We start from the raw sequence: 24717 nt of genomic DNA, 5'->3' as shown, positions 1-24717 counted from the left end.
TTATAGTTAACAGTTTGTCCAGTTATATTATAGCCGAGACATAACTTCCAAATATGGTGATCGATCTAAACAAAGTGTAGGAGCATCAACAGCCGCTCCAGGAATATAACTTCGCGCTTCCTTTAACGGCTGATTAGTCTCCTTGGGTGCGATACACTGCGAGGTCTCATTGATGCCTTTCTTACTACAGTAGTCTCCTGATATTCCAGAACTAGTCAGTAGATTTGTTCAGATTTAATCCAAGTTGGAAGCGTTATGTCCCAGCATTATTTTCAATTTCAGTAAAAACTACAGCTTAATCTCTTGCTTCTCAAATCGACTTTTCACAAGATATGCCGCACCAATCATTCCTGCATCATTGTCCAATTGTGCGAGCTTCACTTCACAACATTCACTTACCCTAGGAAGGGCATACTTTTTGAATGCTGCTGTTATTTTAGCGAGCAACGGCTCCCCTGCTTTGGAGACGCCGCCACCAATTATGATCTGACTAGGGTTGATCGTAACTGCCATATTTGCCATCGCCATACCTAACACATCGCTCATTCGATCAATAATCCTTTGACTCGCTTCATCTCCGGACGTTGCACAATCAAAAACATCTTTCGCTTCTAGCATACCACGTTGGTTATAACGGGCAGCGAGTACACCGTGAGGAGCTTCTTTTATATGATCCATGGCCATGTGCACAATTCCTGTTGCCGAAGCTATTGTTTCCAAACATCCCATTCTTCCGCAATTACAGCGGTATTCGTTTGGCGCAACCAAGATGTGCCCAATCTCACCGGCAGTGCCATTCGTTCCGTTCAAAATCTCTCCATTTGCGATAATTCCGCCACCAACTCCGGTGCCAAGCGTAATAAATATAAGGTTTTCAGCAGAGTTGCCGCTCCCTTTCCAGTTCTCCGCTAATGCTGCTAAATTAGCATCATTTTCTATAAATACAGGTAAACTTGATAATCGGTGAAGTTCTTCTGTCAGATTGAAGTTTTTCCAGCCAATATTTACAGCCTCTTCAACGATACCAGTTTCTGGATGTATAAAACCGGGAGCGCCCACACCTATTCCTATTATTTTATTTTCTATTTTGTGTTTTGATAAGGTATCCGTTATCGATGCCCAAATATCTTTTACAATTGTCTTTCCTGCATTATCTTTGTTCGTTGGTATTTGCCATTTAACTAAAAACTCTCCATCATGATTGATTAAGCCGATTTTTACAGTAGTGCCTCCAATATCTATACCTATCATCAACTCATCCATTTAGATGTACTCCTTATCATGTAAGATTAGCGGATTGCTTCCTTATGAGCAGGTTACTCCTGAATGATCAAGCAACGTCTTATTTTATTTGATACACTCGGGCTTCATACGGACGGAAAGTCATCGTATCCAGTATTTCATGAGCCTCTTCCACCTGATAGTTGCTTAATCGCAATTCCGCCTGCTTACCTAGTAAATCTTCAGGGAACTCGAAATCAGCAGTACCATCCAATAAGTTTGTTAAAATAACATACTGCTCCTCGCCTAACGTTCGTACGTAAGCATAAATTTGCTCATGTTCTTCTAAGATAAGTTCATAGCTGCCGTATATGAGTGTCTCATTTCCACGGCGCAGCTCAATCAACTTTTTATAGTAATGATAAATCGAATCAGGATCTTTCAGCTCGGCTTCTACATTAATTTCCTTCACATTTGGGTTTACTTTCATCCATGGTGTTCCCGTTGTAAATCCGCCGTTTTCCTTACTATTCCATTGCATCGGTGTTCGGGAGTTGTCCCGGCCGCTCTTCCAGATGATTTTCATTACCTCTCCATGACTCTTACCGGCTTCCCGTTCTTCTTTATAAAGTGTTTTAATTGCAACATCATTATAATCATCAATGGAATCAAACTCGACATTCGTCATCCCAATCTCTTGCCCTTGATAAATAAACGGTGTTCCTTGCATTAAAAAGTACATGGTTGCAAAGCTCTTTGCCGATTTTTCCCGCAAGTCCGTATCATTTCCCCATGTGGAAACAGAACGAGGCTGGTCATGGTTTTCTAAGAACAGCGCATTCCAACCGACACCATCCAAACCTTTTTGCCATTTACTGAGCGCTTTTTTAAGTCCTTGCATATCGAGTCCGCCTGTTGCACTCTTGCCCCAAAGGTCCAAGTGTTCGAATTGGAAGATCATATTGAAAAAGCCATTCTCCTCACCGACCCATGCATCCGCTTGTTCAACTTTGACTCCGTTCGCTTCTCCGACGGTCATAATATCATAGTTATCAAACGTTTCTTTTCTCAGTTCCTCCAGGAAAACTTCAATTCCAGGTCGATTCATATGTCCCTCATACGAAGGAACATATTTTAGATTGTCGGGATTCGGCATATCTGGAAAACCGGGAACTTTTTTAATATGTGAAATCGCATCGACTCGGAAACCATCGATTCCTTTGTCCAACCACCAATTCACCATTTTATACAAATCGTGACGAACTTCCGGGTTTTCCCAGTTGAGGTCTGGTTGTTTACTGGCGAAAACATGCATGTAATATTCTCCAGTCTTCTCATCGTACTCCCAGGCGGATCCTCCAAAGATAGATTCCCAATTATTCGGGGCTTTGCCGTTTTTTCCAGGATGCCAAATATAATAATCCCGGTAGGCATTGTTCTTTGAAGAACGGGATTCAATGAACCATTCATGCTCATCTGATGTATGGTTAATGACAAGGTCCATAATCAATTTCATACCACGGGCATGTACCTCCCGCAGCAATTCATCGAAATCTTCCATCGTTCCGTATTCGGCTGAAATCCCTTGGTAATCACTAATATCATAACCATTATCAATGTTCGGAGACGGATAGATTGGTGAGACCCAAATGACATCAATCCCTAAATCCTGTAAATAATCCAATTTCGAGATGATACCCTGGATATCCCCGATGCCATCTCCATTTGAATCCATAAAACTTCGCGGATAAATTTGATAGGCTACCGCTTCCTTCCACCACTGGCTAGTCATACTTATTTCCTCCTTTAGCTGAACGGTTTGATATCAAACATCAGCTAATTGTTTTCCTGTAAAGCAAGATTATGCCCACCACATATTAGCGGGGGCCTCTTCCATATTGATAGCTTTCAAGTTTCGAACTGCTGCGCGAAAGCCTTCATCAATCGACATGATCGGATCTTCATGTTCAATGCTCATGACATAATCATAACCATACGTCCGTAACGCACTCACAATATTAGACCATTCTTGGATACTATGACCGTACCCGACTGAACGGAAACTCCATGCACGCGTCTTTACATCTGCATATGGCTGCATGTCTGTCAGGCCATACATGTTTACATTATCTTGATCAATATATGTGTCTTTCGCATGGAAATGATGAATCGCATTTTCCTTACCTAATATTTTAATCGCTGCAACCGGGTCAATGCCTTGCCACCATAAATGACTTGGGTCCAGATTAGCACCGATTGCGTCGTTCGTTGCATCTCTAAGTTTCAGTAATGTATAAGGAGTATGAACGAGAAAACCTGCATGAAGTTCCAATCCAACTTTCACCCCATGATCTTTTGCAAATTGGGCTTGCTCTTTCCAATAAGGAATCAATTTTTTCTCCCATTGCCAATTTAAAATATCCGTGTATTCGGTTGGCCATGGTGTGACAGGCCAGTTAGGGTATTTGGAATCTTCATGCGCTCCTGGTGTGCCGGAAAACGTGTTGACGACTGGTACATCCAACATTTGCGCAAGTTTCACGGTTTTCACGAACGTATCATGGGATTTTTTTGCATGTTCTTTATTTGGGGAAACCGGGTTATCGTGACAGCTGAATGCACTGATCGTTAAGCCCCTTGAATGAACTTTATCGATAAATTCCTTCCGTTTATCCTCACTCGCGAGTAGTTCATCCACATCACAATGAGCAGTACCAGGGTTCCCACCAGTACCAATTTCAACTGCTTCTAGTCCAGCTTGCTTTACATGATCCAACATTTCTTCAAAAGGTTTTTCATTAAATAATACTGTAAATACGCCTAATTTCATGGATACCGCCTCCAGTTAATTTAATGTTATACTTGATTTGCTTTCACTACTTTTGTAAATCGCTTCAATTATTTTGGTAACCGTTCTCGCTTGCTCAGGTTTATTCACTAATTCTGCTTCCCCAAGACAGCTTTCAATAAAGTTTTTAGCCTGAAGATATCCTGCTTTTGCTTGATCATCTTCCACTTTTGCTGTGGTTGTTAGGTATGCTCCAGTTTTTGACTGGTAGAATTCAAATGGGAATACATTCAATCCCCCATCCGAACCGGATATGCTTACATTTGTCGTATCTTCTTTTATATTTGCTGCCCAAGAGCATTCAAATAACATAGAGGCACCATTCTCAAATCGGATATAGGAAGATACATGATCATCCACATCAAAAGATTCATGATCAAAGCTGCCCCAGTCGTTGAGCTGATTTGGCGTTTTGCTTAATCTGTTATACGTTGTTCCTGTTACTTCTACTGCGTTGGGTTCATCTAATAGCCAAAGTGCTGCATCCAAAAAATGGCAACCCCAATCTATCAGACTTCCTCCGCCTTGTAATTGTTTATTCGTAAACACACCCCAGCCTGGAACTTTCCGGCACCTCAATGCCTGGACCCTTGCTACAAGCGGGTCCCCGACTTCTTTCATCGTTTGTTTGGCCAGCTGAACAGAGTCCATGAACCGATAATGATACGCAATGCTTAAACATTTATTCGCTTTCTTTGCTGCTTCAATCATTAAATCGCACTCTTTGGCCGTGATGGCCATCGGTTTTTCACATAAAACATGGACTCCCGCTTCTAATGCCGCGATAGAGATTTCTGCATGGAATTTATTCGGTGTGCAAATTGTCACCGCATCAACGGCGGCAAAAAGTTCTTCATAATTGGAAAACACGTAAGGTATATTAAATTTTTTCGCTACTTCTTTTGCTTTTGTAATTTTAAGATCTTGTATTGCGGTAATTTCTACTTTGTCTGATAATGCCTGGTAGGCCGGGATATGGCGATCTTGCGCTATCCCACCTACTCCGATGATTCCCATTTTCAATTTCCGCATCAATTTCACTTCTCCAAGCTGATAATTCGTTTCGTTTCCACTGATTCCAAAGCACCTAGAATCACTTGCAATGATTTCTTGCCTTCCTCGCCATCAATCAATGGATTTGTATCATGAAGAATGGATTCGACGAAATGATCGATTGTATGTGAGGTTGTTTGACCACCATCTTCATTCGATTGAATGCCATCCAACTCATACTTCACTACCTCCCCATTATTGTATTGCACAATAAGGGAGTATTCGGGGTCGTCCTCAAGCCTTAACGTTGCATTTTCCCCATAAAGAATCGTTGAATTATCTTCTTTTGCGGTATATGCCCAGCTTGCTGCCAGTGTACCGACGATGCCGCTTGTTGTTTTTAAAATTAACGTTGCATTATCATCGACATCGATATTTTCTTTCGCATTCGTTTCGACAAAAGCTCCTACCTCTACGAATTCCTCACCTAACAGATAACGCAGTAAATCCGCTTTATGTACACCAAGGTCACCCATTGCTCCGATAAAGGCCTGATCTTTTTTGAAGAACCAACTGTCCGCTCCGTCTGCACTCCAGCCTTCTGGACCACCATGTCCAAAACTCGTACGGAAACTATAAATTTTTCCAACTTCACCTTGTTCGATTAATTTCCTTGCTTTTTGATGAGAAGAAACGAAGCGCTGATTATGGCCGATCATGAGTTTCTTATTATTTCTCTCGGCTGCTTCAATCATCTGTTCAGCTTCTTCACGGGAAGTTGCCATCGGTTTTTCACATAAGACATGAGCGCCTGCATTTAGGGCAGCGATACTTACTGGTGCATGTAAATAGTTAGGGAGACAGACGCTCACTGCATCGATATTTTCTGATTCCAGCAATGCTTCATAACTTTTATATGCTTTAGCATGATATTTTTCAGCAGTTTCTTTTACTCTTGCTTCATTAATGTCACACACTGCGACAATCTCCACATGTGGGTTATTGTTGTATTCGATTAAGTGGCGGTGTTTTGCAATACTTCCACAGCCAATGACGGCAACACGAATTTTTGTCATAGGACGATTCCTCCTTTGATTATTTCTCGGCTATTTCTCTGGTGAATCCGCTTTTCCATGCACAGGGGTCCAGTCAATCTTCCGTATTCACTCAGACTTATATTCACTTACGGATTCACGGTAAATTACTTTGTGTGGAATGATGATCCGTTTTGCCGGTTCTGATTTATTTACTGTCTTTTCTATTAACGCTTTAGCTGATTGTGCGCCTATTTCATAGATTTGTATATCAATCGTTGTTAACGCAGGACGCGTAATTTCTGATAAATATACATTATTGAAGCTTACTAACGAAATATCCTTTGGAACATGCAATCCTGAATCTTCAAGCATACTTAAAACACCTAAGCTAATTAAATCATCACTAATTACAATAGCTGTCGGAGGGGTCTCGAGCGCCAATAAACTCTCTACAGCTTCCCGCCCTCCTGATTTCAGAAATTCGGTATGAATCTGATACGCTTCTTTATTTTCTAGCCCAGCTTCATCCAGTGCTGCTTTATAGCCTTCCTCACGGTCAACTGTTACGAATAAATCCCTCGCCCCACCAATAAATGCGATTTTTTCATGCCCTTGTTCAATAAGATGTTCGGTAATTTCTTTTCCTGCTGAAAAGTTATCATTATCGACATGGGTTGTTTCGCTGATGTTCTCATAGGGTTTTCCAACGATGACAAATGGAAATTCTCTTTCCCTCAGGAACTGCGTAACAGGATCATTCATTCGGGAATAAAGTAAGATCATGCCGTCAACATAACTGCCATAAACCATACGTTCAACTTCCGCAAGTATTTCTTCCTCTGTTTGTCCGCTGGAAAGCATCATCGTATATTGTTCCTTATGTGTGACAGATCCAATTCCCCGCAATACTTCTGGGAAAAATGGGTTTTGCAATGCTTTGTCAGCAGATGACGGCAAGATAACACCGATTGCCTTTGTTGATTTGGCAACTAAGTTTCGTGCATGGATATTCGGATGATAACCTAGCTTTTTCATTGCTTTTCGTACTTTTTTCTTTGTATCTGGACTAATTCTCGGATTATCGGCAATTACCCTAGAAACAGTAGAGGGGGATACACCTGTTGCCTTTGCTATGTCTTTTATTGTTACCATTTTCCATTTCACCCTCCTGTTTATTTATCATTCAACTTTTGCAGTCTGAAATAGCAAGCTGTCCTCTGGTATAATTAATGAAATCAATAATTCATCATAGAATGGACAGGATTCCAAGACTTTAAGAATTTTTAGTGTTTCTATTAAGAAGTTTAACCTTTCGTTCCCCCAGCTGCCAGTCCTGATATCAGATATCGCTGCAAGAATAAATATACTGCTGCAATAGGTACTGCCACTAAGACAGATCCTGCGGCAAACCTAGTAAAGTTATTTGAAAATTGATCATTAATAAAGTTGTATAGACCAACCGCTAATGTATAATTTTCCTCACTTGAAAGTACAATTGAGGGTAGCAAAAAATCAAATAAAGGAGTCATAAAGTTGAATAAAGCTACTACTGCAAGAATGGGTTTTGCGAGTGGTAGCATTACACTCCAAAACACCCTTAGATGTCCTGCTCCGTCTATTCTTGCTGCCTCATCTAATTCGCGAGGTATTGTATCAAAATATCCTTTAACAAGCCATGCATTAAACGGAATTTGACCACCAAGATATATTAAAATCAAACCAGACAGGGTGTCTAATAAACCTAGCATATTCAAAAAGATATACAAAGCAACCATCGCCATCATAACTGGAAACATTTGCAAGAGTAAGAAGATATATAAACCATTTTTCCTTCCAACAAATTTATATCGAGAAAATGCATAAGCAACTAATGAAGTTAGAACTACACTTCCTATTGCATTTGCAATAGAAACAATTAATGAATTTTTGTACCATACTAAATAATCACTGTCTGGACTAAATAGCCATTTATAATGATCTAATGAGAAATTTTCTGGTATTAAACTGGATGAATATAGACTAGTACTTTGGTTGAAAGACATACCAACTGTCCATACTAAAGGATAAAATATAATAATTGCTACAACTGCAATTATTATATAAATGAAGGCTAACTCCATTCTGGACTTTTGCTTTCTATTCATTAGATTTCACCCTCTTCTTTAAATGATCTTGTCTTTCTGAATTGATAAAATGCAAATCCTGAAACAATTAACCCCATTATAATTGAGATTACTGCAGCCATAGAGTAATTATTTGTATCAAAAGTTAGCTTATATACCCAGGAAATTAATATATCCGTTCCTCCAGCATTCTGCCCTCGAATAGGTGGGCCACCTTCATTAAATAAATAAATCACATTGAAATTATTAAAGTTTGAAGCATATTGCATAATTAATAATGGTGCAGTAGCAAACATCACGTGGGGAAATGTTATGTTTCTAAACTTTTGAAAACGCGAGGCACCATCCATGTCAGCTGCTTCGTACCAATCTTTGGAAATACTCTGTAATATCCCAGTAATTAAAGCAAAAATAAACGGAAATCCAAGCCACGTTTGAATCATGACAATAGCTATTCTAGTATATAAAGGATCGCTCAACCAAGATACGCCATTTCCACCTAATAACGGAATAATAATATCCCTGTTTATAGCTCCAAAATCATCATTAAACATCGCTGAGAACACTAGTATAGTTACAAACGCTGGTACTGCCCAAGGTAGAATTAAAATGGTACGAATCAATTTTTTAAATTTAACTCGTGGATCATTTACAAGAACAGCCAAAAAGAAACCAAGTGCAATTTGTAATGTAGTTGCAACAACTGTCCATACAATAGTCCACGAAAACACACTTATAAATGTATCTTGCCAGATTGGTACTGTGACCAAGTTTTTAAAATTATCAAATCCTACCCAATCGACTAGATTACGAGGTGGTGAATTATATAAATCATAATTCGTAAAAGCCAAAAGCACAGAAAATAATAAAGGGAAGATAACAACAAAAATCATAAGTAGTAAACCGGGAAACGTCATTATATAAGGAAATGCACGGTCATAAAATTCTTTAAATGATGCTCTCAACTTTAATGGCTTCCAACCATCTCGTAATTTTTCAGCTTGTTTTTTTGCATCGATAACATTAAATACATAAAGAGTGATCACAATAACGGTTACAATCAATGACAATACACCTAAAACTAACAATCTGATAGAATGGTCCGTACCGGGAATAGTTCCTAATGTACGTAGACCCCATAAACCATAGTTAATAGATTCTAAAAATGCAACAAGGAAAGCTAATTCCATGATAATAAAGATTGTTCCTTTTAGATATCGCCTATTGTATAATTGACCGAACCCTGCAAAAACAATCGATAATATCATTGCCACTTTCGGACTATGTTTCTTCCATTTGTCATTCTTCCTTACTTTCTTTTGTTCTATATTTTCATCTGGATTTTTCTTTGCTGGAGTAGACAAAACGGTTTGCCTCCTTTTTTCTATTAAACATTAAAAGTAATAATGGGAAGAATAACCTTCCCATTATTATTTTGCTTTTATTGACCTCCACCACTTGCATTTATATTTGTTTGAATTTGCTCAGCTGCTTCGTCAAGAACTGCTTTCGCTTCTTCACCCTCAGCAAGGAATTGTAAAGCATTGTTCATCGGTTCCCAAACTTGAGACATTTGAGGTGTACTTGGCATTGGTACGCCATATTCAATTTGTTCTGCAAACGCAGCATAAATTGGGTCATCAATACTTTCTAATGCTGCCGTATTTGGAGGGAGCTCTCCTGCCACATCAAAGTAATATGCCAAATTCTCCTCATTTGTCATAAACAAAGCTAAATCTTTAGCCCAATCTTTATTTTCTGAGTAATAAGATACCATCCAAGCCTTTACTCCAACTAAAGTGGAACTTGGTTCACCATTAATTGCAGGAAATGGAGCAAATCCAAGACTATCACCGATTGCCTCTTTATAACCTGTTATACTCCACGGTCCATTAATAACTGCGCCTACTTTTCCTTCTGAGAATAATCCATCAATTACATCAATTGTTGTTGATGAAGGAATCAATCCTTGCCCAAAGAATGATTGGAATAGCTCTCCACCTTCTATAGCCCCCTCATTATTTAAACCAATATCGGAAGTATCATACTCCCCTATATCTCCACCAAAAATATAACCACCATAATTTTTGAAGAACGGATAAGCAAAGTATAAATCATCTGGTTTCATTAAGAATCCATATTTGTCCTCAGCCGCATTCGTATTCTCTTCTAAGATCGTCTTCAAGTCTTCTATAGTTTCTGGAGCTTCTGACACAATATCTGTATTGTAAAATAACCCATATGTTTCAAATACTGCCGGGATTCCGTATATATCTGTTTCACCATCAAAGTTGTACGTTACTGCTTCCACTGCGGCATCGGCATAGGGACTTATTTCATCATCTGTCAGATTAATCGGGTCTGCAAGACCTTGAGCCACAATATTCCCTATTTGATCATGCGGTTGATAGAATAAATCAGGTCCATTTCCTTCCGGGCCAGCTAAAGACAATTCTTGTAATTGATCCAGCATACTTTTCGCTTCCACATTAACTTTAATTCCTTCTTGCTCTTCATAATCGGCAGCTATTTTCCGAATAGCTTCTAGTTGTTCTTCTTGATCATTTGCCCAGACTGTTAACTCCTCTGGTTTTTCCGCCTGTTCTCCATTATCTTCACCTTCACTTCCACTGTTCACATCTTCCTCACGGTCTGGTGCACAGGCTGCCAAAAAAACAAATAGAGACAATAACATAACGAACGATAATAACAAGTATCTTTTCTTCATCTCAATTCCTCTCCCCTGTTAAATTAATTTAGCTAGTAACGAAACATATGCCTAAATCAGATTAGTACAATAGTTCTGCGCAAACGTTTGCCCTAGCTTTGATATCATTCTATAACGAACTATTTAATTTGGCAAGCGTTTTCATTAACTTTTTTTTAAAATGATTAAAATGGTGCTAAATACCCATTGATAAGTCCCTTTATTTATGATATTAATTGAGTAACATCTATGAAAATACTTAAATATAAAATTTGAGGGCAATGATTTGTTATCACAGACAACCCCGGCTTTTATTCAATTAAAAGCCGGGGTTAATTATATTACTAGGAAGGAGAGTGTAGTCAAAAAATCTCATACTATTAAGGAGTGATATGGTGAATAAAAGAAGACTTTTAATGAAATCGATTGCATTAAGTTTATTTTTATTTTTCACTTTTTCTTTTTCAACGGCTGCGCAGTCTGATGTTTCAAACAAGGTTGATTATTCTAGAGATGTTATCTATCAAATAGTAACTGATAGATTTTACGACGGAGATTCAACAAATAATCCATCTGGCAATATTTATAGTTCAGACTGCAGTAATCTTCACAAATATTGTGGAGGAGACTGGCAAGGGATTATCGATAAAATAGACGATGGTTACCTAACTGGATTAGGAATAACTGCACTTTGGATCTCACAACCTGTTGAAAACGTTTATGCACTTCATCCCAGTGGGTATACATCTTATCATGGGTATTGGGCTAGAGATTATAAGAAAACGAATCCTTATTATGGAGATTTCAATGATTTTGACCGTTTAATCGAAACGGCACATGCAAATAATATAAAAGTCATTGTAGATTTCACGCCTAATCATTCTTCCCCTGCTTTAGAGACTGATCCTTCTTATGCAGAAAATGGCGCCATATACGATAACGGAACATTATTGGGAAGCTATTCAAATGATCCATTAAATATATTTCATCATAATGGCGGGACAGACTTTTCCTCCTATGAAGACAGTATCTATAGAAACTTATACGATTTGGCAGATTATAACTTGCATAATGATACAATGGATCAATATTTAAAAGATTCTATTAAGCTATGGTTAGATAAAGGCATAGATGGAATCAGAGTTGATGCTGTTAAACATATGCCAGAGGGTTGGCAAACTTCTTTAATGAGTGAGATATATGCTTATGAACCCGTTTTTACATTTGGTGAGTGGTTTTTAGGATCGGGTGAGATTGATCCACAAAATCATCATTTTGCAAATGAGAGCGGCATGAGTCTTCTGGATTTTCAATTCGGACAATCAATTCGTGATGTATTGAAAGACGGGAGTTCTGACTGGTACGATTTCCATGAAATGATTGACAGCTCTGCTGTAGATTATAATGAAGTTATCGATCAAGTAACTTTTATAGACAATCATGACATGAGCAGGTTTTCTGAAGAAGCATCCTCGAATAGACATACAGATATCGCCCTTGCTGTATTACTTACCTCTCGAGGTGTTCCGACTATATATTATGGAACTGAACAGTATTTAACTGGAGATAGCGATCCTGATAACAGAAAACCGCTGACTAATTTTGATACATCAACAAATGCCTATCAAATTACTAGTCAACTTACATCGCTGAGACAATCCAACCCTGCACTTGGATACGGAGATACCAATGAACGTTGGATAAACTCTGATGTTTATATTTATGAAAGAAAGTTTGGAAATAATGTTGTTGTTACCGCTGTAAATCGTGGTCATGAAAGTTATAATATTACCAATTTGAATACCTCTTTACCAGAGGGAGGGTATAATGATGAACTGAACACTCTATTAGACGGTAATAATATAACTGTAAGTTCAAATGGTTCAGTAGACTCGTTTAATCTCAGCCCAAGAGCCGTATCCGTTTGGCAGTACACTGAATCTTCTACTACACCACTTATAGGACATGTCGGTCCAATGGTAGGTAAAGCTGGAAATACGGTTATGATAAATGGGGAGGGATTTGGTGCTGAAGAGGGAACAGTTCAATTAGGTTCATCTACTGTAGAGATTCAATCTTGGTCTAACACAGAGATAGAAATTCTTCTTCCAAACATCAATCCTGGTAAACATGATATAACCGTTTACACAGCAAATAATAATAGTAGTAATTCATATAATAATTTCGAATTACTAACTGGTAAACAAATAACGATGCGTTTTGTGGTAAATAACGCATTTACTACTCTTGGTTCGAACGTTTATATTGTTGGGAATGTAAGTGAACTAGGAAATTGGAATCCTGATGAAGCAATAGGGCCAATGTTTAATCAAGTTATATATGAGTATCCTAGTTGGTATTATGATATAAGTGTTCCTGCCAATGAAAGCATAGAGTTTAAATTCATTAAAAAAGACGCTGTAGGAAACGTGGAGTGGGAGTCCGGTATTAACCATTCTGTTACAACTCCTCAAGATGGGACTGATACAGTAATTGTAGACTGGCAACAATAAATTTTATTGACAACCTAATCCGCTTACATTACATTAAAATGGAGAACAACTTAAGGGCAATGCTTTGTACAAATGACAACAACCCCGATTTCCAACACTACGGAAATCGGGGTTTTTATTTCAGAAAGGAGAAAATTAAATGCTAAAAGAAGCAATCTACCACCGCCCAAAGAATAACTTCGCATACGCTTATGACAAGGAAACATTACATATCGTACTGCAAACGAAAAAGAATGATATGGAGTCTGTCGCACTTCTGTTTGGAGACCCGTATGACTGGAAAGATGAGGTATGGCAGACGCAAACGGTTGAGATGATCAAGTCAGGATCGACCGCTTTACATGATTATTGGTTTATCGCAGTAAAACCTGAGTTCTACCGGATGCGCTATGGATTTCGCTGCTCGGATTCTAGTGAAACATGCTATTACACGGAGAGTGGTGTTTATTCTGATCCTCCAGCAGATATTTCCAATTACTTCTGCTTCCCATACTTGAATCAAATCGATGTCTTCCAAGCACCAGACTGGGTTAAGGACACTGTTTGGTATCAAATTTTTCCAGAACGGTTTGGAAACGGCGACCCATCATTAAATCCAGAGGGAACTTTACCATGGGGATCGGCTGCACCGACTGCTACAAACTTCTTTGGCGGTGATTTCCTAGGTGTAATCGATTCCCTGGATTATCTAGTTGATTTAGGAATTAATGGCATCTATTTCACACCAATTTTTAAAGCATATTCCAATCATAAATATGACACGATTGATTACATGGAAATTGATCCGCAATTTGGAGATAAGGAAACTTTTCGCCGCCTTGTGCGTGAATGTCACCAGCGGGGAATTCGTGTCATGCTTGACGCGGTATTTAATCATAGCGGCTATTATTTCCCTCCATTTCAAGATGTACTGGATAAACAAGAGAAATCAGCTTACACGGAGTGGTTCCATCTTCGAGAATTCCCTGTAAAACCAGAGCCAGTACCAAACTATCATGCGTTTGGCTTTGTTGGATCCATGCCGAAGCTCAATACGGAAAATTCGGAAGTGAAAGCCTATTTATTGAAAGTTGCCCGCTACTGGATTGAAGAATTTGATATTGACGGGTGGCGTTTAGATGTCGCGAATGAGGTGGATCACCAGTTTTGGAGAGATTTTCGAAAAGAAGTGAAAGCAGTGAAACCGGATGCTTATATATTAGGAGAAATTTGGCATGATTCAATGCCTTGGCTTGGCGGCGACCAATTCGATGCTGTCATGAATTATCCGTTTACAAATAGTGCAATCGATTTTCTTGCAAAAAATGAGCGATCTCCTGAAGACTTCGCGAATTCCATTACCAATGTATTGCATATGTATCCGGCGAATGTGAATGAAGTTGCCTTTAATTTGCTTGATAGCCACGACACACCGCGGATTTTGACATTAGCAGATGGCGAGTTGGATCGTGTGAAACTTCTATATCTCTTTCAGCTCTCTTTCATTGGTACACCTTGTATCTATTATGGGGATGAAATTGGGATGGAAGGCGGTCAAGATCCGGGTTGCCGCGCATGTATGATATGGGACGAAACGAAGCAAGATAAAGAGTTGTTTACGTATGTTAAAAATCTGATTACAATGCGAAAAACAATTCCTGCTTTTGGAAATGATGGTACATTCCAAATCGTTATGTACGATAATGAAGCAAATACATTAGTCTATCAAAAGCAAGCGGGTAACCGGCGTATCCTTTATGTTATAAATAATAGTACGGAGGAACAGACGTTAGCTTTACCAGATTTTCCTGAAAAATATTGTAGTGAACTACTTGTTGGAACTAGCATCAATACAGCCTATTCCCACGAGTCTATTCAACTGACAGCGTTAGATAAGATAAAAGTCTCTCCATTAGGTTTTCGCATTTTTGAGTATAAGAATTAGTAGATAATTTAAAGCTAGAAAATTACGACCCTAGATGATTAAATTACTTAAGGACAGTTCTTGTTAAAATAAACCACAAGAACTGTCCTAACATCAAATTTTGTCCGTCCACTTATCCTATCTGTTACTTTTTTCTATAGTAAAAACCACAGAGAGGATAACACCCCTGTGGTTTTCTCAATCGTTATAAATGATTAGTGCGTCGCTCCACCAACCATTTTCACATCTTCTTTTCCATCAAATTCAACAATTGCTTCGATTGCAGCTGTGATCCCTTTTACTAAATCATCAAGGCTCATCGATGCTGTCTCCGGGCGATCAATCACTTGATCCGTTAAGAACGGGATATGCATGAAACCAGCCTTCGCATTTGGAAATTCTGTATGCGTCAAATAAAGTGTTTGATACATGATATGGTTACAAACGAAAGTACCTGCCGTATTGGAAATAGATGCTGGAACACCTGCATTTTTCATCGCATCGACCATCGCTTTTATCGGCAATTGGGAGAAATAAGCACTTTCTCCGTCTGGCTGAATCGGCGTATCAATTGGCTGATTCCCTTCATTATCAGGAATGCGTGCATCATCTTGGTTGATTGCTACACGCTCAGGTGTTAACCCGAAACGGCCTCCTGCCTGGCCAATGTTTAGTATATAATCCGGCTCCTCTTTCTTCATTGCGTCTTTTACAACTTCAGCACTTTTAAAGAAAACAGTCGGGATTTCCAATTTGATGATTGTAGCCCCTTTGATTTCATCAGGCAGTCTTTTCACTGCTTCAATCGCAGGGTTAGTCGTATCTCCACCGAATGGATCAAAACCTGTAACTAAAATTTTCATTTCTTTCATCTCCTATATCTCATGTTGTGTGCGTTGTTAATTAATACTAAAATGCCCAGAAATACATTAACCCGATATGGATAACGATCATTGTAACAGCAACTGGTGCTTGAACTTTTATGACGCCAAATTGATCCTTCATTTGCAGGAGTGCAACCGGGAGAGCATTGAAGTTCCCAGCCATCGGTGTTAAGAGCGTCCCGCAGAATCCGGCAGTCATGGCGAGCGCACTGGCAATAACAGGGTCACCGCCCGCGGCCATGACAAATGGAACTCCAATTCCTGCTGTAATAACCGTGAATGCCGCAAATGCATTACCCATAATCATCGTAAAGATAACCATCCCCATTACGTATGCAATAACACCTGCTAACTGGCTGCCCTCGGGAACAATACCACCAATTATATCAGCAATAACGTCCCCAACACCAGAGACCGTAAAAATGACTCCAAGGGCTGCGAGTAATTGCGGCAGCATACCTGTTGTACCAACTTGCTGTACCATCCGGTCACTTTCAATAAGAATCTCTCTATTTTTAGGTTTAATAATAACAACAGCAACGATCGTCGCAATGATAGATGAAATACCGATTACCGATGCACTAGATTCAGGTATTATTGTAGCAACCACTAATGCAATTAATGCCAATAATATGACCGGGATAAATATTTTATTATTCAAACGGTCGGATTCAGCATCAGCTTTCTTCGGATCCGGATTATAGACGTCTCCCATATTTACTTGTTTGAACAGTGTCAACACACCAAGAATGACTACTAAAATACCGCTTATCATAGAAGGGATGTATTCACCTACAGCGAATAGAACCCCGATAATCAACCAGAATAAGCCACTGCCTAAGCGGGTAGGGTTTGTTTCATCCATAAATACGCGAACTGCTGTATAAACTAGTTGAATTCCTATAAGAATAAAGAAAAATTCTAATAAATTAGCGAAAAATGTTTCCATAACCTCTACCCCCTATTCCTTTTAGATTGATTGTTTTTAAGTTTTTTATCAAATCGCTGGTTATCTATAATCCCAACGATAATCATGATAATTGCAATAGGAATAGAGGCTTTTGCAATTTCAATAGCTGGTGCATAATAGCCTAGTGATTCTAGTGAACCAGAAATTAATAGGACACCACCTGCTGCAACGAACGTATTTTGACCATAGAAATTACCGTAGTTTTCCATAGCTGCGGATCTAGCTTTAATTTGTTCTTTTTCTTTCTCATCTAATTCACCAACAGTAGTTTTTGCAGCAGCCTCCGCCATTGGTTGAACTAATGGACGAACAAATTGCGGATGTCCACCTAGACGGATCGAGAACAACCCCGCCAATTCGCGGATAAATAAATAAACGCTTAAGAATTTCCCTGCTGTTAAACTTTTCACCTTTTGAATGATTTTTACTGCTTGTTCTTTTAACCCATGCGATTCAGCTAGTCCAATCAATGGCAGCGTAAGTAAGAATAAGGTAACAATGCGGTTATCCACGAATGCTTGCCCTAAACTGGACAAAAATTCCGGGAAAGATAAACCAGAAACAAGTGCAGTTGCAAGAGCTGCGATGATTACAATTGCTATCGTATCAAATTTCAGTAAAAAGCCGACTACGATAACGACAATACCGATTAACTTTATCCATTCCAAACGATCACTTCCCTCTTAGATGTAAAAATCTTGCTGATTAAAGAATCAAAATAGTACTTATAATGCTTATTATCATAGCTTATTGAAGTTTATTGCTCAAGTGGGGAAAAATGGCAAACAAAGCCATCGTTTTGAGCGTTTGGTTGAAATGATGGGAATGTAAACGGTAAACAAATAGATAAAAATATTTTAGAAAAAGTTACTGGAAATGTTAACTGTCGATGAGAAATGGAGAAAACAAGAATACCGCGTCCTAAGCAAGTACGTACCGTTCCTTATACGGCGGTTCAACTATATGAAGCAAGAATTCGTAACGTTCCCTGGAGACTTTTAAGCCCTTGGAGACTTCAATGGAAGTTGCCAAGGGCTTTATTGTAAGGAAATATTATCGTATGGGGGGACAGTTATTGTGTGTTAATGTGGCGAAGTTCTTTCTCGTGTTGAATAACTTTACTTGCGGCAAATTCAGCTGTTTCCTGCGTTTCGTGAAGTTCAATCCGTATTCCACCTACTTTTTGGTTTAGGCTATCGAACTTTTGATCAATTTTATCAAAGCGTTTATCCACTTCTTGGAAACGTTGATCGACTTCATCAAAGCGCTTGTCCACTTCTTGGAATCGTTGATCGACTTCATCAAAGCGCTTGTCCACTTCTTGGAATCGTTGATCGACTTCATCAAAGCGCTTGTCCACTTCTTGGAATCGTTGATCGACTTCATCAAAGCGCTTGTCCATTTTTTCATTGATCTGCTTCGAATGTTCATGTAATGCATTTAAAATCTCCTTCAAAACTACCTTTTCTTCCACCGGTTCCCACCTCCTTGTTTCTATTATAGCTTGTCTACGGAGATTTGAGAAGCCTACATTTATAATTGAAGCGCATCTCTGTCGCCGACTAAGAACAAAAAAAGCTGTCGTTCGATTTATTGAACTCCAGCTTTTTTCCCATTACCGAGGCTATTGACGCTTCTTCGTTTTTTTATTATGAAGCTTCTCGTTTGTCGTTAGGGGCTCATTAGCAAATTCGTGGTCAAAGTTCTTAGAAAGTTTCTTCCTCACCGCTTGCTCATCACTGAAACCGCCATTACTTAACTTTTTCTTTGTCATTTGAACACCACCTCCTTATATATTCAGCATTTGCAGCAAAAATTATGAGCTCATTAAATATTCCTTGCTTCACATTACTAACATTTTAAATTATAATAAGATTTAACTAATTCGACACTCACGAACCGTACTATATTAATTAAAGGAGAAATGAAAAAATGCCAAACGGATCACATCAGACACAACTAGATTTACCAATTGAAAGAGTATGGGGATTTGTAAGTTCTATTAACAATTGGGCACCACTTGTCCCTGGTTATATCAACCACGAACTTATCAATGACTCCGAATCCACTTGGGAGTTTGAAGGCGATTTAGGATTCATGAAGAAAAAAATCAAACTAAAAGTTGATATTACCGAGTGGAGAGCGCCAAACCTTGTTACATTCAATTTATCCGGTCTGTCTGAGAACTTCTCTGGCGATGGCTATTTCGATGCAGAGAAAATCGATGAAAATTCCACGAAAATGACTGGATATCTAGATATAACAGCACATGGGGCAATGAGCCCGATGATTAATAAGATCTTAAAAAAATTTGTTCCAAAAACTACCGAGAAATTGACGATTTCCGTTGCTAATAGGATGAAAGAGGTAGCTGGAGAACGGGCTTAAGGTTTTAAGTTTCGAGCGGAGTGTGGATTCTCCGCTCTTTTATTGGTTAAATTCATTCATCTCGCTTACTCAAAAATTCGTTCGGTTCCTCTTCCTTTTCAGCGTTATAATTCTTAAATTGACTTTTACGGCCATTGCGATTCTCACCACTTTGGCCCCGTTCTTTAAATTGTCGATTTTTATTTTCTTCCATGAATCTAGCCTCCTTTAGAGATTTGTATTAGTTTCCCTTCTGGGAGTGGAATTATTCGAGCAGAGCGGATGAAGCATTAGAAAGTGCTTTGCAATGCAAAGCACTTTCTCATTTCATTTTGTTTAATCCGACGAGTTATGATCAAATTTATCTTTCATTTCTCCCATTTTCTTTTTAACGTCACCTTTTGCCTTATCAAATTTCCCTTCGGCTTGTTTGGAGAGATCACCTCTTGCTTTACCAAATTTATCCTTCACTTCTCCTTTAGCCTTATCAATCTCGCCACCTACTTTGTTTTTGAAACCTTCACTCATGTAGTCCACTCCTTTCTCACGCATTAACGGTCTGTAATACCCCACCTCTAAACATGAGACAAGCTCAACATGTGAAGGTGGGGCGGGCTAGACAGTCCGTAAATCCCTGATTCTGTTCAACTAACATTCAGTCGGGGAGGTAAGGAACGGTAAGGAACCCCCCCACTGAATGAAGTTTCACTTTATGTAGACAAATTTTCCCTTTTTCATCATGTTTAAACATGCACGTTTATTGAACATCTGACATTGAAGAGTGGACAACGGATATACGCTTTACACAACTAGAACAAACTCTTCTGTATCTTCTTCAACTGTAAGTGTTCTTGGTTTATTCATAAGTCTTGATTTTATGCATAGAATGCCCATAAGGCAACTTTTCTATTTCTGTCATAATTTGTAATAAACTTGTCCCAATTTTGTAAGCCGGTTTTACGTTTATCTTCCATGTAAGCGGAAACAATAATATTAAAAAGGAGGTATGTGCACCATGATGAATCAATCAGATAAGTACCTCGAGGAAACATTGCTTCAAGCGAAAAAACACGACCTTCCCCCGCATTACATTAGACAGCTCGAGTCAGAATTGAATCAACGACGTGAGAAAGAAAGAATGCTTACGATGAACATGTGTCGGAACAATCTTCTTAACTAAAATTTACTTTAAGCACCCTAGGGATTTGTGGGGTGCTTTGTCATTGCTATCGTATGTTTTCTCTTCATACTACGAATCTATCCACTTCTATTTTCCCGCGCAATCAGGTCATGTATATATATGAGTACGTTTCACATACTAAATCTTGGAGGTGCTGACATGTCAAAAGATACAGACCATGCAAAGAAAAAAAGAGCTAGATCCAGCGTGAATCCACAAGGGTATTCAGAGGATGTCGCTGTTCAGGAGCCCAAATCACAATTGGAACAGCGAGCAAAAAAGAAAAACACAAAAATATAAGTAGCTGAATCAGGGGTGTCCCTGGTTCAACTACTTGTTAAATGTAAGGAATAGGTTGAAATAACCGCTTACGATGGTAAGTGCTCAAGTTTTCCAGATTCCGCCGTCAAATATTCCTGTAAAGCTTGCTGGAGAGTTCCTTTCACTTCTGTCTGTAAAGTATTGCCTGCTCCTAAAGAGGCTATTTTCTTCGCAAGTTGTGGTCTTAAGCCAGTCAGGACCGACTTGGAACCCATCACTCGTATACCATGTAACACGGTTTGGAAGGTATGGATAATATATTCGTCTATGTCGGGGATACCAGACAAGTCGATAATCAATGTTTCTATCTCTAATCTTGCAATTTCATTTAATACTTTTTCCACTATAATTTCCATTCGGTAAGAATCGAACTCACCGATGAGCGGTAAAACGGCTATCGCAGAGCTAACCGGGATGATTGGAACTGTCAGATGTTCAACAAGTTTCCGCTGATTCAAGAACAATTCATCTTTGTATTTGGAATAACTAATGAAAAAAGTATTTAAAAATTCATCAATTCCATCATTCATTTTCTTCTCCAATTCAAAAAAATCATCCAGCGAATTTGAAGTAGTGCCGGACGGGTTACATTCATGAAGGAGATGCCACAACGTGCGTCTTATTGCATGGACCCACTCCAATTTAAAGGATAGCGTCAAAGCGTGTTTTGCCCAGGCAATACCTTCTTTTTCTGCAAAAGCGATGAGCTCCTTCTCCTCGTCTCCCAATACATAAAGGCAGATATGCTCTGCATTTTTCAAAAGATCAATGTTTCCTTCTATTAAAATATGATTGATTTTCTCCGTAACATTTCCTGCCTCCGATAATAGCATGACCGGAAATCTTCCCTGTTATTCTTAATAAATGACTGAACGTTGTAAGTATGTGCCAATGGATGCCCCCCTTTTGTAATTAAAAACTGCTCACTAGGCTTATTCCCTCATTTTATAGTGACTAAACAAGGTAAGCGTGAAAATATTAGAGAAAGAATCAAATCTTGCCGATCGAGCTAATAGGAATAATCTAGACGGATTGCCTTTATAGAGGGTATAACCTTTAGCACCATAATTAAAAGGAACGCCTGTCACGTCCCTTTCTTTAATTCAGCTAACGCTTTATTTTCAATGGGAATGCGTACGGTCATTAAAGAAATATGGAGAATCGGGAAAAGAATTGCGGTGAAATAGGCTCCAAAAAGTATGGGAATAATGAATAACTCGATACCGACAATGATATAATTCGGGTGTTTTACATACTTGTAAGGTCCTCTGCTGATTAAAGAACGGTCAGGCAGGATAATGATTTTTGTATTCCAGAACGGTCCAAGCGATTGAATACACCAGACCCTTGCTGCTTGCGTTAGGAGAAAGAGCGCAAATACATAATTGTTTATTACAAAACCAGAATTATCACGGAGCGAAACCTCAGTCAAAATCGATAAGAAGAATAACAGATGAACAACAATAAACCATTTATAATGCTCCCTCCCCCACTCTATCCCTCCTCGTTCCAACATCCATTTTTCATTTCTTTTTGCAATAATTAATTCCACGATACGCTCTAACGCTATAAATATAAAAATCCACCAGAGATAAGCAGGCATCATTCACTCCACTCCAATAACAGTAATTCGGACGAGAAACCAGGCCCTAATGCAGATAAGATGCTTTTCTCTCCAGCTTTTATGCCTTCTTTCATCCATTCTTTTAGGACATATAAAACAGTGACGGACGACATATTTCCATGATCTCTTAACACGTTATAGGAATGCTTTAATTTAGCTTTTTCCACCTTTAATACTTCTTCCATCGCTTGCAACACTTTTACCCCACCCGGGTGGGCAATATAAGCGTGTATCGCTTCTTTTTTCACTTGAAATTGTTGAAAGAAAAGCTCGATATGTTCTTTCCAAAAAGATTCGACAAGCGAAGGGATGCTTTTTGCAAAAATAACTTCAAGCCCACTATTCGTTATATTCCAGCCCATTACCTCGGTGCTATTCTTTTTTGTACGTGAACTTGTCCCTTTCACTTGCGGGACAGCCTGTTTCTTATGCTTCAAGTATGGCGAATTCTCTCCAACCAGTAGTGCCGCACCCACTCCATCCCCAAATAACGCGGTGCCAACAAGGTTACTTTTACGATGGTCTCCTTTTTGAAAAGTAACCCCGCAAAATTCGCAGCATATGATAAGTGCAGTTTTTTCAGGGTGTGCCTTGACCCAGTCATGAGCCCTTGACAAACCGATTGCTCCACCTGCACAGCCCAATCCCCAGAGCGGCATTCGTTGAACGTCTTGCCGGAAGGACCTTTCATTAAGCAGAAAAGCATCGATCGTGGGAGTTGATAGGCCTGAACTGGATACATAAATAATTAAATCTACCGCTTCATAAGGAATGGAATTTGTTAGAAAGTGGTCATTTTGCAAACAATCATCAATTGCTTCAAGCGAATGGCTAATTGCATTTTCTTGATAGATATTATTTTTCTCTGCAAAAGTGTGCTCTTCTTCAAACCATGTTTTAGCTACGGCAAATTGCCGATTCTCAATCTGGGCATTGTCGAACACGGGAAGTAGCCGTTTGACCTCACGATTGGTATAGCCAAATACGTTCTGGACTAATTCTTTTACTTCTTCTTGGTTGATGTTGTGTTTCGGGATACTCGTGCCAACTGAACATATGTATGACATAACTTCACCTTTTGAATTCATATTTTTTATAGTTTCCCCAGGTTGGAAGTTATGATTCATAGATAGACGTGTAAATTCTCAAAATAAAAAGAAGCCGTATCTTGCCAGCTTCAATCTTTTATCGGTGCGTATTTTGTTCTTGATCATACGGGGATTTCTCTACTCAAAATGGATATAGAATATTTTTAACTCATACCAAACCACATTCCACCGACAAGAAAGCCAAGACCTGTTTCCCAAAACCATAGAAATACTACCATAATAAGAAACCAGGAAATTCTCCAAATTTTATTAGAACCAACAAATTGAATAATGTAAAAGATGAGCCAAAATACCAATGAGGAACCAGTAATAAACCACATTCCTGAGCTGATTCCTCCTTCACCTATTCCTGCTCCGAATAAGGCCAAGAGATTAAACGATAGTAATAAAAGTAAAATAATAATGTTATATATATGAAAAGCCCTCTTACTCAATTAAATCACTCCCTCTATTTACTTTAACCTTCTCTCTAATTCACAATTCCACAACATTTGCTATGGTTCGGGGAGGGATAGCACTTTTAACTGGGGGAAAAACCGGTGGCTATAAGCGATATTTTGGGCAGCACACACGTTGTGGCACCCCCTTTTCGGAAAAGAAACTAGATACCATTATGCTAACCAAAAATGAGAAACATACATTCTATTTAATCTATTATTCTAATAAATCTTATGCTATAATCTGTGTAACAACTACATAAGTATGGCGGACGGTTAACCATCTTCCTATGGAAAAAAGGTGGTCTTCTTGTAAATCAGGGAATGAGATTCCTTGTCTTAAGAATAACGTATGAAAAAACTGGATGCAAGACAATTTTGTTCCATAAAAAATGCATAGCTATAACTGGATTTCTCAGAGCAGTAAAACCACATAGATTTGAGAGGTTGCTCTCGAACCCCCTATTTAATTTTATTTTT

The 24717-nt window shown here is 38.8% G+C and carries 25 protein-coding genes; 5 read left to right on the top strand and 20 right to left on the bottom strand.

Going from position 1 to position 24717, the window contains the following annotated elements; translation table 11 throughout:
- Positions 1-288: 288 nt before the first annotated feature.
- From GN217_RS13290 to GN217_RS13250, 9 genes are all read right to left on the bottom strand, one after another.
- A complete protein-coding gene (locus GN217_RS13290; RefSeq protein ID WP_156857148.1) occupies positions 289-1263 on the bottom strand; it encodes an ROK family glucokinase in 975 nt (324 codons plus the stop codon).
- A gap of 79 nt (positions 1264-1342) precedes the next feature.
- Entirely contained in the window at positions 1343-3013 is a 1671-nt protein-coding gene (locus tag GN217_RS13285) for a glycoside hydrolase family 13 protein (RefSeq protein WP_156857147.1), read from the bottom strand.
- Between the two features lie 69 nt (positions 3014-3082).
- On the bottom strand, positions 3083-4051 hold the full coding sequence (locus GN217_RS13280) for a sugar phosphate isomerase/epimerase family protein (RefSeq protein WP_156857146.1): 969 nt from the start codon (positions 4049-4051) through the stop codon (positions 3083-3085).
- A gap of 15 nt (positions 4052-4066) precedes the next feature.
- Positions 4067-5101 carry a Gfo/Idh/MocA family protein gene (locus GN217_RS13275; RefSeq protein WP_156857145.1) on the bottom strand — a complete coding sequence of 345 codons (1035 nt, stop codon included), beginning with the start codon at positions 5099-5101 and terminating at the stop codon, positions 4067-4069.
- Positions 5102-5106: 5 nt separating this feature from the next.
- The gene (locus GN217_RS13270; RefSeq protein WP_156857144.1) at positions 5107-6138 is read right to left on the bottom strand and encodes a Gfo/Idh/MocA family protein; all 1032 of its coding nucleotides are present in this window, start codon (positions 6136-6138) and stop codon (positions 5107-5109) included.
- An 87-nt stretch (positions 6139-6225) separates the two neighbouring features.
- On the bottom strand, positions 6226-7251 hold the full coding sequence (locus GN217_RS13265; protein WP_156857143.1) for a LacI family DNA-binding transcriptional regulator: 1026 nt from the start codon (positions 7249-7251) through the stop codon (positions 6226-6228).
- Between the two features lie 152 nt (positions 7252-7403).
- The gene (locus tag GN217_RS13260) at positions 7404-8243 is read right to left on the bottom strand and encodes a sugar ABC transporter permease (protein WP_156857142.1); all 840 of its coding nucleotides are present in this window, start codon (positions 8241-8243) and stop codon (positions 7404-7406) included.
- Positions 8243-9490 carry a carbohydrate ABC transporter permease gene (locus tag GN217_RS13255; RefSeq protein ID WP_156857171.1) on the bottom strand — a complete coding sequence of 416 codons (1248 nt, stop codon included), beginning with the start codon at positions 9488-9490 and terminating at the stop codon, positions 8243-8245. The genes GN217_RS13260 and GN217_RS13255 overlap by 1 nt, the downstream gene beginning before the upstream one ends.
- A gap of 173 nt (positions 9491-9663) precedes the next feature.
- Positions 9664-10950, bottom strand: coding sequence for a sugar ABC transporter substrate-binding protein (locus GN217_RS13250; protein WP_156857141.1), 1287 nt, complete (start codon positions 10948-10950; stop codon positions 9664-9666).
- A 371-nt stretch (positions 10951-11321) separates the two neighbouring features.
- Between GN217_RS13250 and GN217_RS13245 the strand changes: the two genes are divergently transcribed.
- Positions 11322-13442: an alpha-amylase family glycosyl hydrolase gene (locus tag GN217_RS13245; RefSeq protein WP_156857140.1), complete on the top strand. Its 2121-nt coding sequence runs from the start codon at positions 11322-11324 to the stop codon at positions 13440-13442.
- A gap of 139 nt (positions 13443-13581) precedes the next feature.
- Positions 13582-15366: a glycoside hydrolase family 13 protein gene (locus tag GN217_RS13240; protein WP_156857139.1), complete on the top strand. Its 1785-nt coding sequence runs from the start codon at positions 13582-13584 to the stop codon at positions 15364-15366.
- Between the two features lie 194 nt (positions 15367-15560).
- Here GN217_RS13240 and pcp read toward each other — a convergent pair whose 3' ends face one another.
- From pcp to sspO, 5 genes are all read right to left on the bottom strand, one after another.
- Complete coding sequence (gene pcp / locus GN217_RS13235; RefSeq protein WP_156857138.1) at positions 15561-16208, bottom strand: pyroglutamyl-peptidase I; 648 nt, start codon at positions 16206-16208, stop codon at positions 15561-15563.
- A 46-nt stretch (positions 16209-16254) separates the two neighbouring features.
- On the bottom strand, positions 16255-17178 hold the full coding sequence (locus tag GN217_RS13230) for a DUF979 domain-containing protein (RefSeq protein WP_156857137.1): 924 nt from the start codon (positions 17176-17178) through the stop codon (positions 16255-16257).
- A 5-nt stretch (positions 17179-17183) separates the two neighbouring features.
- Positions 17184-17867 carry a DUF969 domain-containing protein gene (locus tag GN217_RS13225; RefSeq protein ID WP_156857136.1) on the bottom strand — a complete coding sequence of 228 codons (684 nt, stop codon included), beginning with the start codon at positions 17865-17867 and terminating at the stop codon, positions 17184-17186.
- A 404-nt stretch (positions 17868-18271) separates the two neighbouring features.
- A complete protein-coding gene (locus GN217_RS13220; RefSeq protein ID WP_156857135.1) occupies positions 18272-18673 on the bottom strand; it encodes a hypothetical protein in 402 nt (133 codons plus the stop codon).
- 150 nt (positions 18674-18823) lie between these two features.
- Positions 18824-18973: a small acid-soluble spore protein O gene (gene sspO, locus GN217_RS13215; protein WP_156857134.1), complete on the bottom strand. Its 150-nt coding sequence runs from the start codon at positions 18971-18973 to the stop codon at positions 18824-18826.
- A gap of 158 nt (positions 18974-19131) precedes the next feature.
- Here sspO and GN217_RS13210 point away from each other — a divergent pair, with 158 nt between their 5' ends.
- Positions 19132-19587: an SRPBCC family protein gene (locus GN217_RS13210; RefSeq protein WP_156857133.1), complete on the top strand. Its 456-nt coding sequence runs from the start codon at positions 19132-19134 to the stop codon at positions 19585-19587.
- A 52-nt stretch (positions 19588-19639) separates the two neighbouring features.
- Here the strand turns inward: GN217_RS13210 and GN217_RS18720 are convergent, their stop codons facing one another.
- Together GN217_RS18720 and GN217_RS13205 are read right to left on the bottom strand one after the other, a co-directional pair.
- Positions 19640-19780 carry a hypothetical protein gene (locus GN217_RS18720; protein WP_198042657.1) on the bottom strand — a complete coding sequence of 47 codons (141 nt, stop codon included), beginning with the start codon at positions 19778-19780 and terminating at the stop codon, positions 19640-19642.
- A gap of 122 nt (positions 19781-19902) precedes the next feature.
- Positions 19903-20094 carry a CsbD family protein gene (locus GN217_RS13205; RefSeq protein ID WP_156857132.1) on the bottom strand — a complete coding sequence of 64 codons (192 nt, stop codon included), beginning with the start codon at positions 20092-20094 and terminating at the stop codon, positions 19903-19905.
- A 487-nt stretch (positions 20095-20581) separates the two neighbouring features.
- Here GN217_RS13205 and GN217_RS13200 point away from each other — a divergent pair, with 487 nt between their 5' ends.
- On the top strand, positions 20582-20746 hold the full coding sequence (locus GN217_RS13200; protein ID WP_156857131.1) for a hypothetical protein: 165 nt from the start codon (positions 20582-20584) through the stop codon (positions 20744-20746).
- Between the two features lie 159 nt (positions 20747-20905).
- Positions 20906-21046, top strand: coding sequence for a small, acid-soluble spore protein L (gene sspL, locus GN217_RS13195; protein WP_156857130.1), 141 nt, complete (start codon positions 20906-20908; stop codon positions 21044-21046).
- Positions 21047-21114: 68 nt separating this feature from the next.
- Here the strand turns inward: sspL and GN217_RS13190 are convergent, their stop codons facing one another.
- From GN217_RS13190 to GN217_RS13175, 4 genes are all read right to left on the bottom strand, one after another.
- Entirely contained in the window at positions 21115-21900 is a 786-nt protein-coding gene (locus GN217_RS13190; protein WP_370459782.1) for an STAS domain-containing protein, read from the bottom strand.
- Positions 21901-22151: 251 nt separating this feature from the next.
- The gene (locus GN217_RS13185; RefSeq protein WP_370459781.1) at positions 22152-22673 is read right to left on the bottom strand and encodes an isoprenylcysteine carboxyl methyltransferase family protein; all 522 of its coding nucleotides are present in this window, start codon (positions 22671-22673) and stop codon (positions 22152-22154) included.
- The gene (locus GN217_RS13180; RefSeq protein ID WP_255454398.1) at positions 22670-23779 is read right to left on the bottom strand and encodes a type III polyketide synthase; all 1110 of its coding nucleotides are present in this window, start codon (positions 23777-23779) and stop codon (positions 22670-22672) included. Before GN217_RS13180 ends, GN217_RS13185 begins: the two co-directional genes overlap by 4 nt.
- A gap of 164 nt (positions 23780-23943) precedes the next feature.
- Positions 23944-24234, bottom strand: a complete 291-nt coding sequence (locus GN217_RS13175; RefSeq protein ID WP_156857128.1) for a hypothetical protein — start codon at positions 24232-24234, stop codon at positions 23944-23946.
- Between the last annotated feature and the right edge of the window lie 483 nt (positions 24235-24717).

Origin of the sequence: Oceanobacillus sp. AG (assembly GCF_009746545.1) — a bacterium.
GTDB classification, from domain to species: Bacteria; Bacillota; Bacilli; order Bacillales; family Amphibacillaceae; genus Oceanobacillus; species Oceanobacillus indicireducens.
Note: the sequence above shows the minus strand (reverse complement) of the source record. Positions and strands in the feature narration are given on the sequence as shown.

Excerpts from the sequence above, each read along its gene's own strand:
- GN217_RS13265 (WP_156857143.1), bottom strand. The coding sequence starts at position 7,251 with ATGGTAACAATAAAAGACATAGCAAAGGCAACAGGTGTATCCCCCTCT.
- GN217_RS13260 (WP_156857142.1), bottom strand. The coding sequence starts at position 8,243 with ATGAATAGAAAGCAAAAGTCCAGAATGGAGTTAGCCTTCATTTATATA.
- GN217_RS13185 (WP_370459781.1), bottom strand. The coding sequence starts at position 22,673 with ATGATGCCTGCTTATCTCTGGTGGATTTTTATATTTATAGCGTTAGAG.
- GN217_RS13290 (WP_156857148.1), bottom strand. The coding sequence starts at position 1,263 with ATGGATGAGTTGATGATAGGTATAGATATTGGAGGCACTACTGTAAAA.
- GN217_RS13280 (WP_156857146.1), bottom strand. The coding sequence starts at position 4,051 with ATGAAATTAGGCGTATTTACAGTATTATTTAATGAAAAACCTTTTGAA.
- GN217_RS13270 (WP_156857144.1), bottom strand. The coding sequence starts at position 6,138 with ATGACAAAAATTCGTGTTGCCGTCATTGGCTGTGGAAGTATTGCAAAA.
- GN217_RS13180 (WP_255454398.1), bottom strand. The coding sequence starts at position 23,779 with ATGAATTCAAAAGGTGAAGTTATGTCATACATATGTTCAGTTGGCACG.
- GN217_RS13210 (WP_156857133.1), top strand. The coding sequence starts at position 19,132 with ATGCCAAACGGATCACATCAGACACAACTAGATTTACCAATTGAAAGA.
- GN217_RS13200 (WP_156857131.1), top strand. The coding sequence starts at position 20,582 with ATGATGAATCAATCAGATAAGTACCTCGAGGAAACATTGCTTCAAGCG.
- GN217_RS13245 (WP_156857140.1), top strand. The coding sequence starts at position 11,322 with ATGGTGAATAAAAGAAGACTTTTAATGAAATCGATTGCATTAAGTTTA.
- GN217_RS18720 (WP_198042657.1), bottom strand. The coding sequence starts at position 19,780 with ATGGAAGAAAATAAAAATCGACAATTTAAAGAACGGGGCCAAAGTGGT.
- GN217_RS13285 (WP_156857147.1), bottom strand. The coding sequence starts at position 3,013 with ATGACTAGCCAGTGGTGGAAGGAAGCGGTAGCCTATCAAATTTATCCG.
- pcp (WP_156857138.1), bottom strand. The coding sequence starts at position 16,208 with ATGAAAATTTTAGTTACAGGTTTTGATCCATTCGGTGGAGATACGACT.
- GN217_RS13250 (WP_156857141.1), bottom strand. The coding sequence starts at position 10,950 with ATGAAGAAAAGATACTTGTTATTATCGTTCGTTATGTTATTGTCTCTA.
- GN217_RS13190 (WP_370459782.1), bottom strand. The coding sequence starts at position 21,900 with ATGCTATTATCGGAGGCAGGAAATGTTACGGAGAAAATCAATCATATT.
- GN217_RS13275 (WP_156857145.1), bottom strand. The coding sequence starts at position 5,101 with ATGCGGAAATTGAAAATGGGAATCATCGGAGTAGGTGGGATAGCGCAA.
- GN217_RS13230 (WP_156857137.1), bottom strand. The coding sequence starts at position 17,178 with ATGGAAACATTTTTCGCTAATTTATTAGAATTTTTCTTTATTCTTATA.
- GN217_RS13205 (WP_156857132.1), bottom strand. The coding sequence starts at position 20,094 with ATGAGTGAAGGTTTCAAAAACAAAGTAGGTGGCGAGATTGATAAGGCT.
- sspO (WP_156857134.1), bottom strand. The coding sequence starts at position 18,973 with ATGACAAAGAAAAAGTTAAGTAATGGCGGTTTCAGTGATGAGCAAGCG.
- sspL (WP_156857130.1), top strand. The coding sequence starts at position 20,906 with ATGTCAAAAGATACAGACCATGCAAAGAAAAAAAGAGCTAGATCCAGC.
- GN217_RS13240 (WP_156857139.1), top strand. The coding sequence starts at position 13,582 with ATGCTAAAAGAAGCAATCTACCACCGCCCAAAGAATAACTTCGCATAC.
- GN217_RS13255 (WP_156857171.1), bottom strand. The coding sequence starts at position 9,490 with ATGATATTATCGATTGTTTTTGCAGGGTTCGGTCAATTATACAATAGG.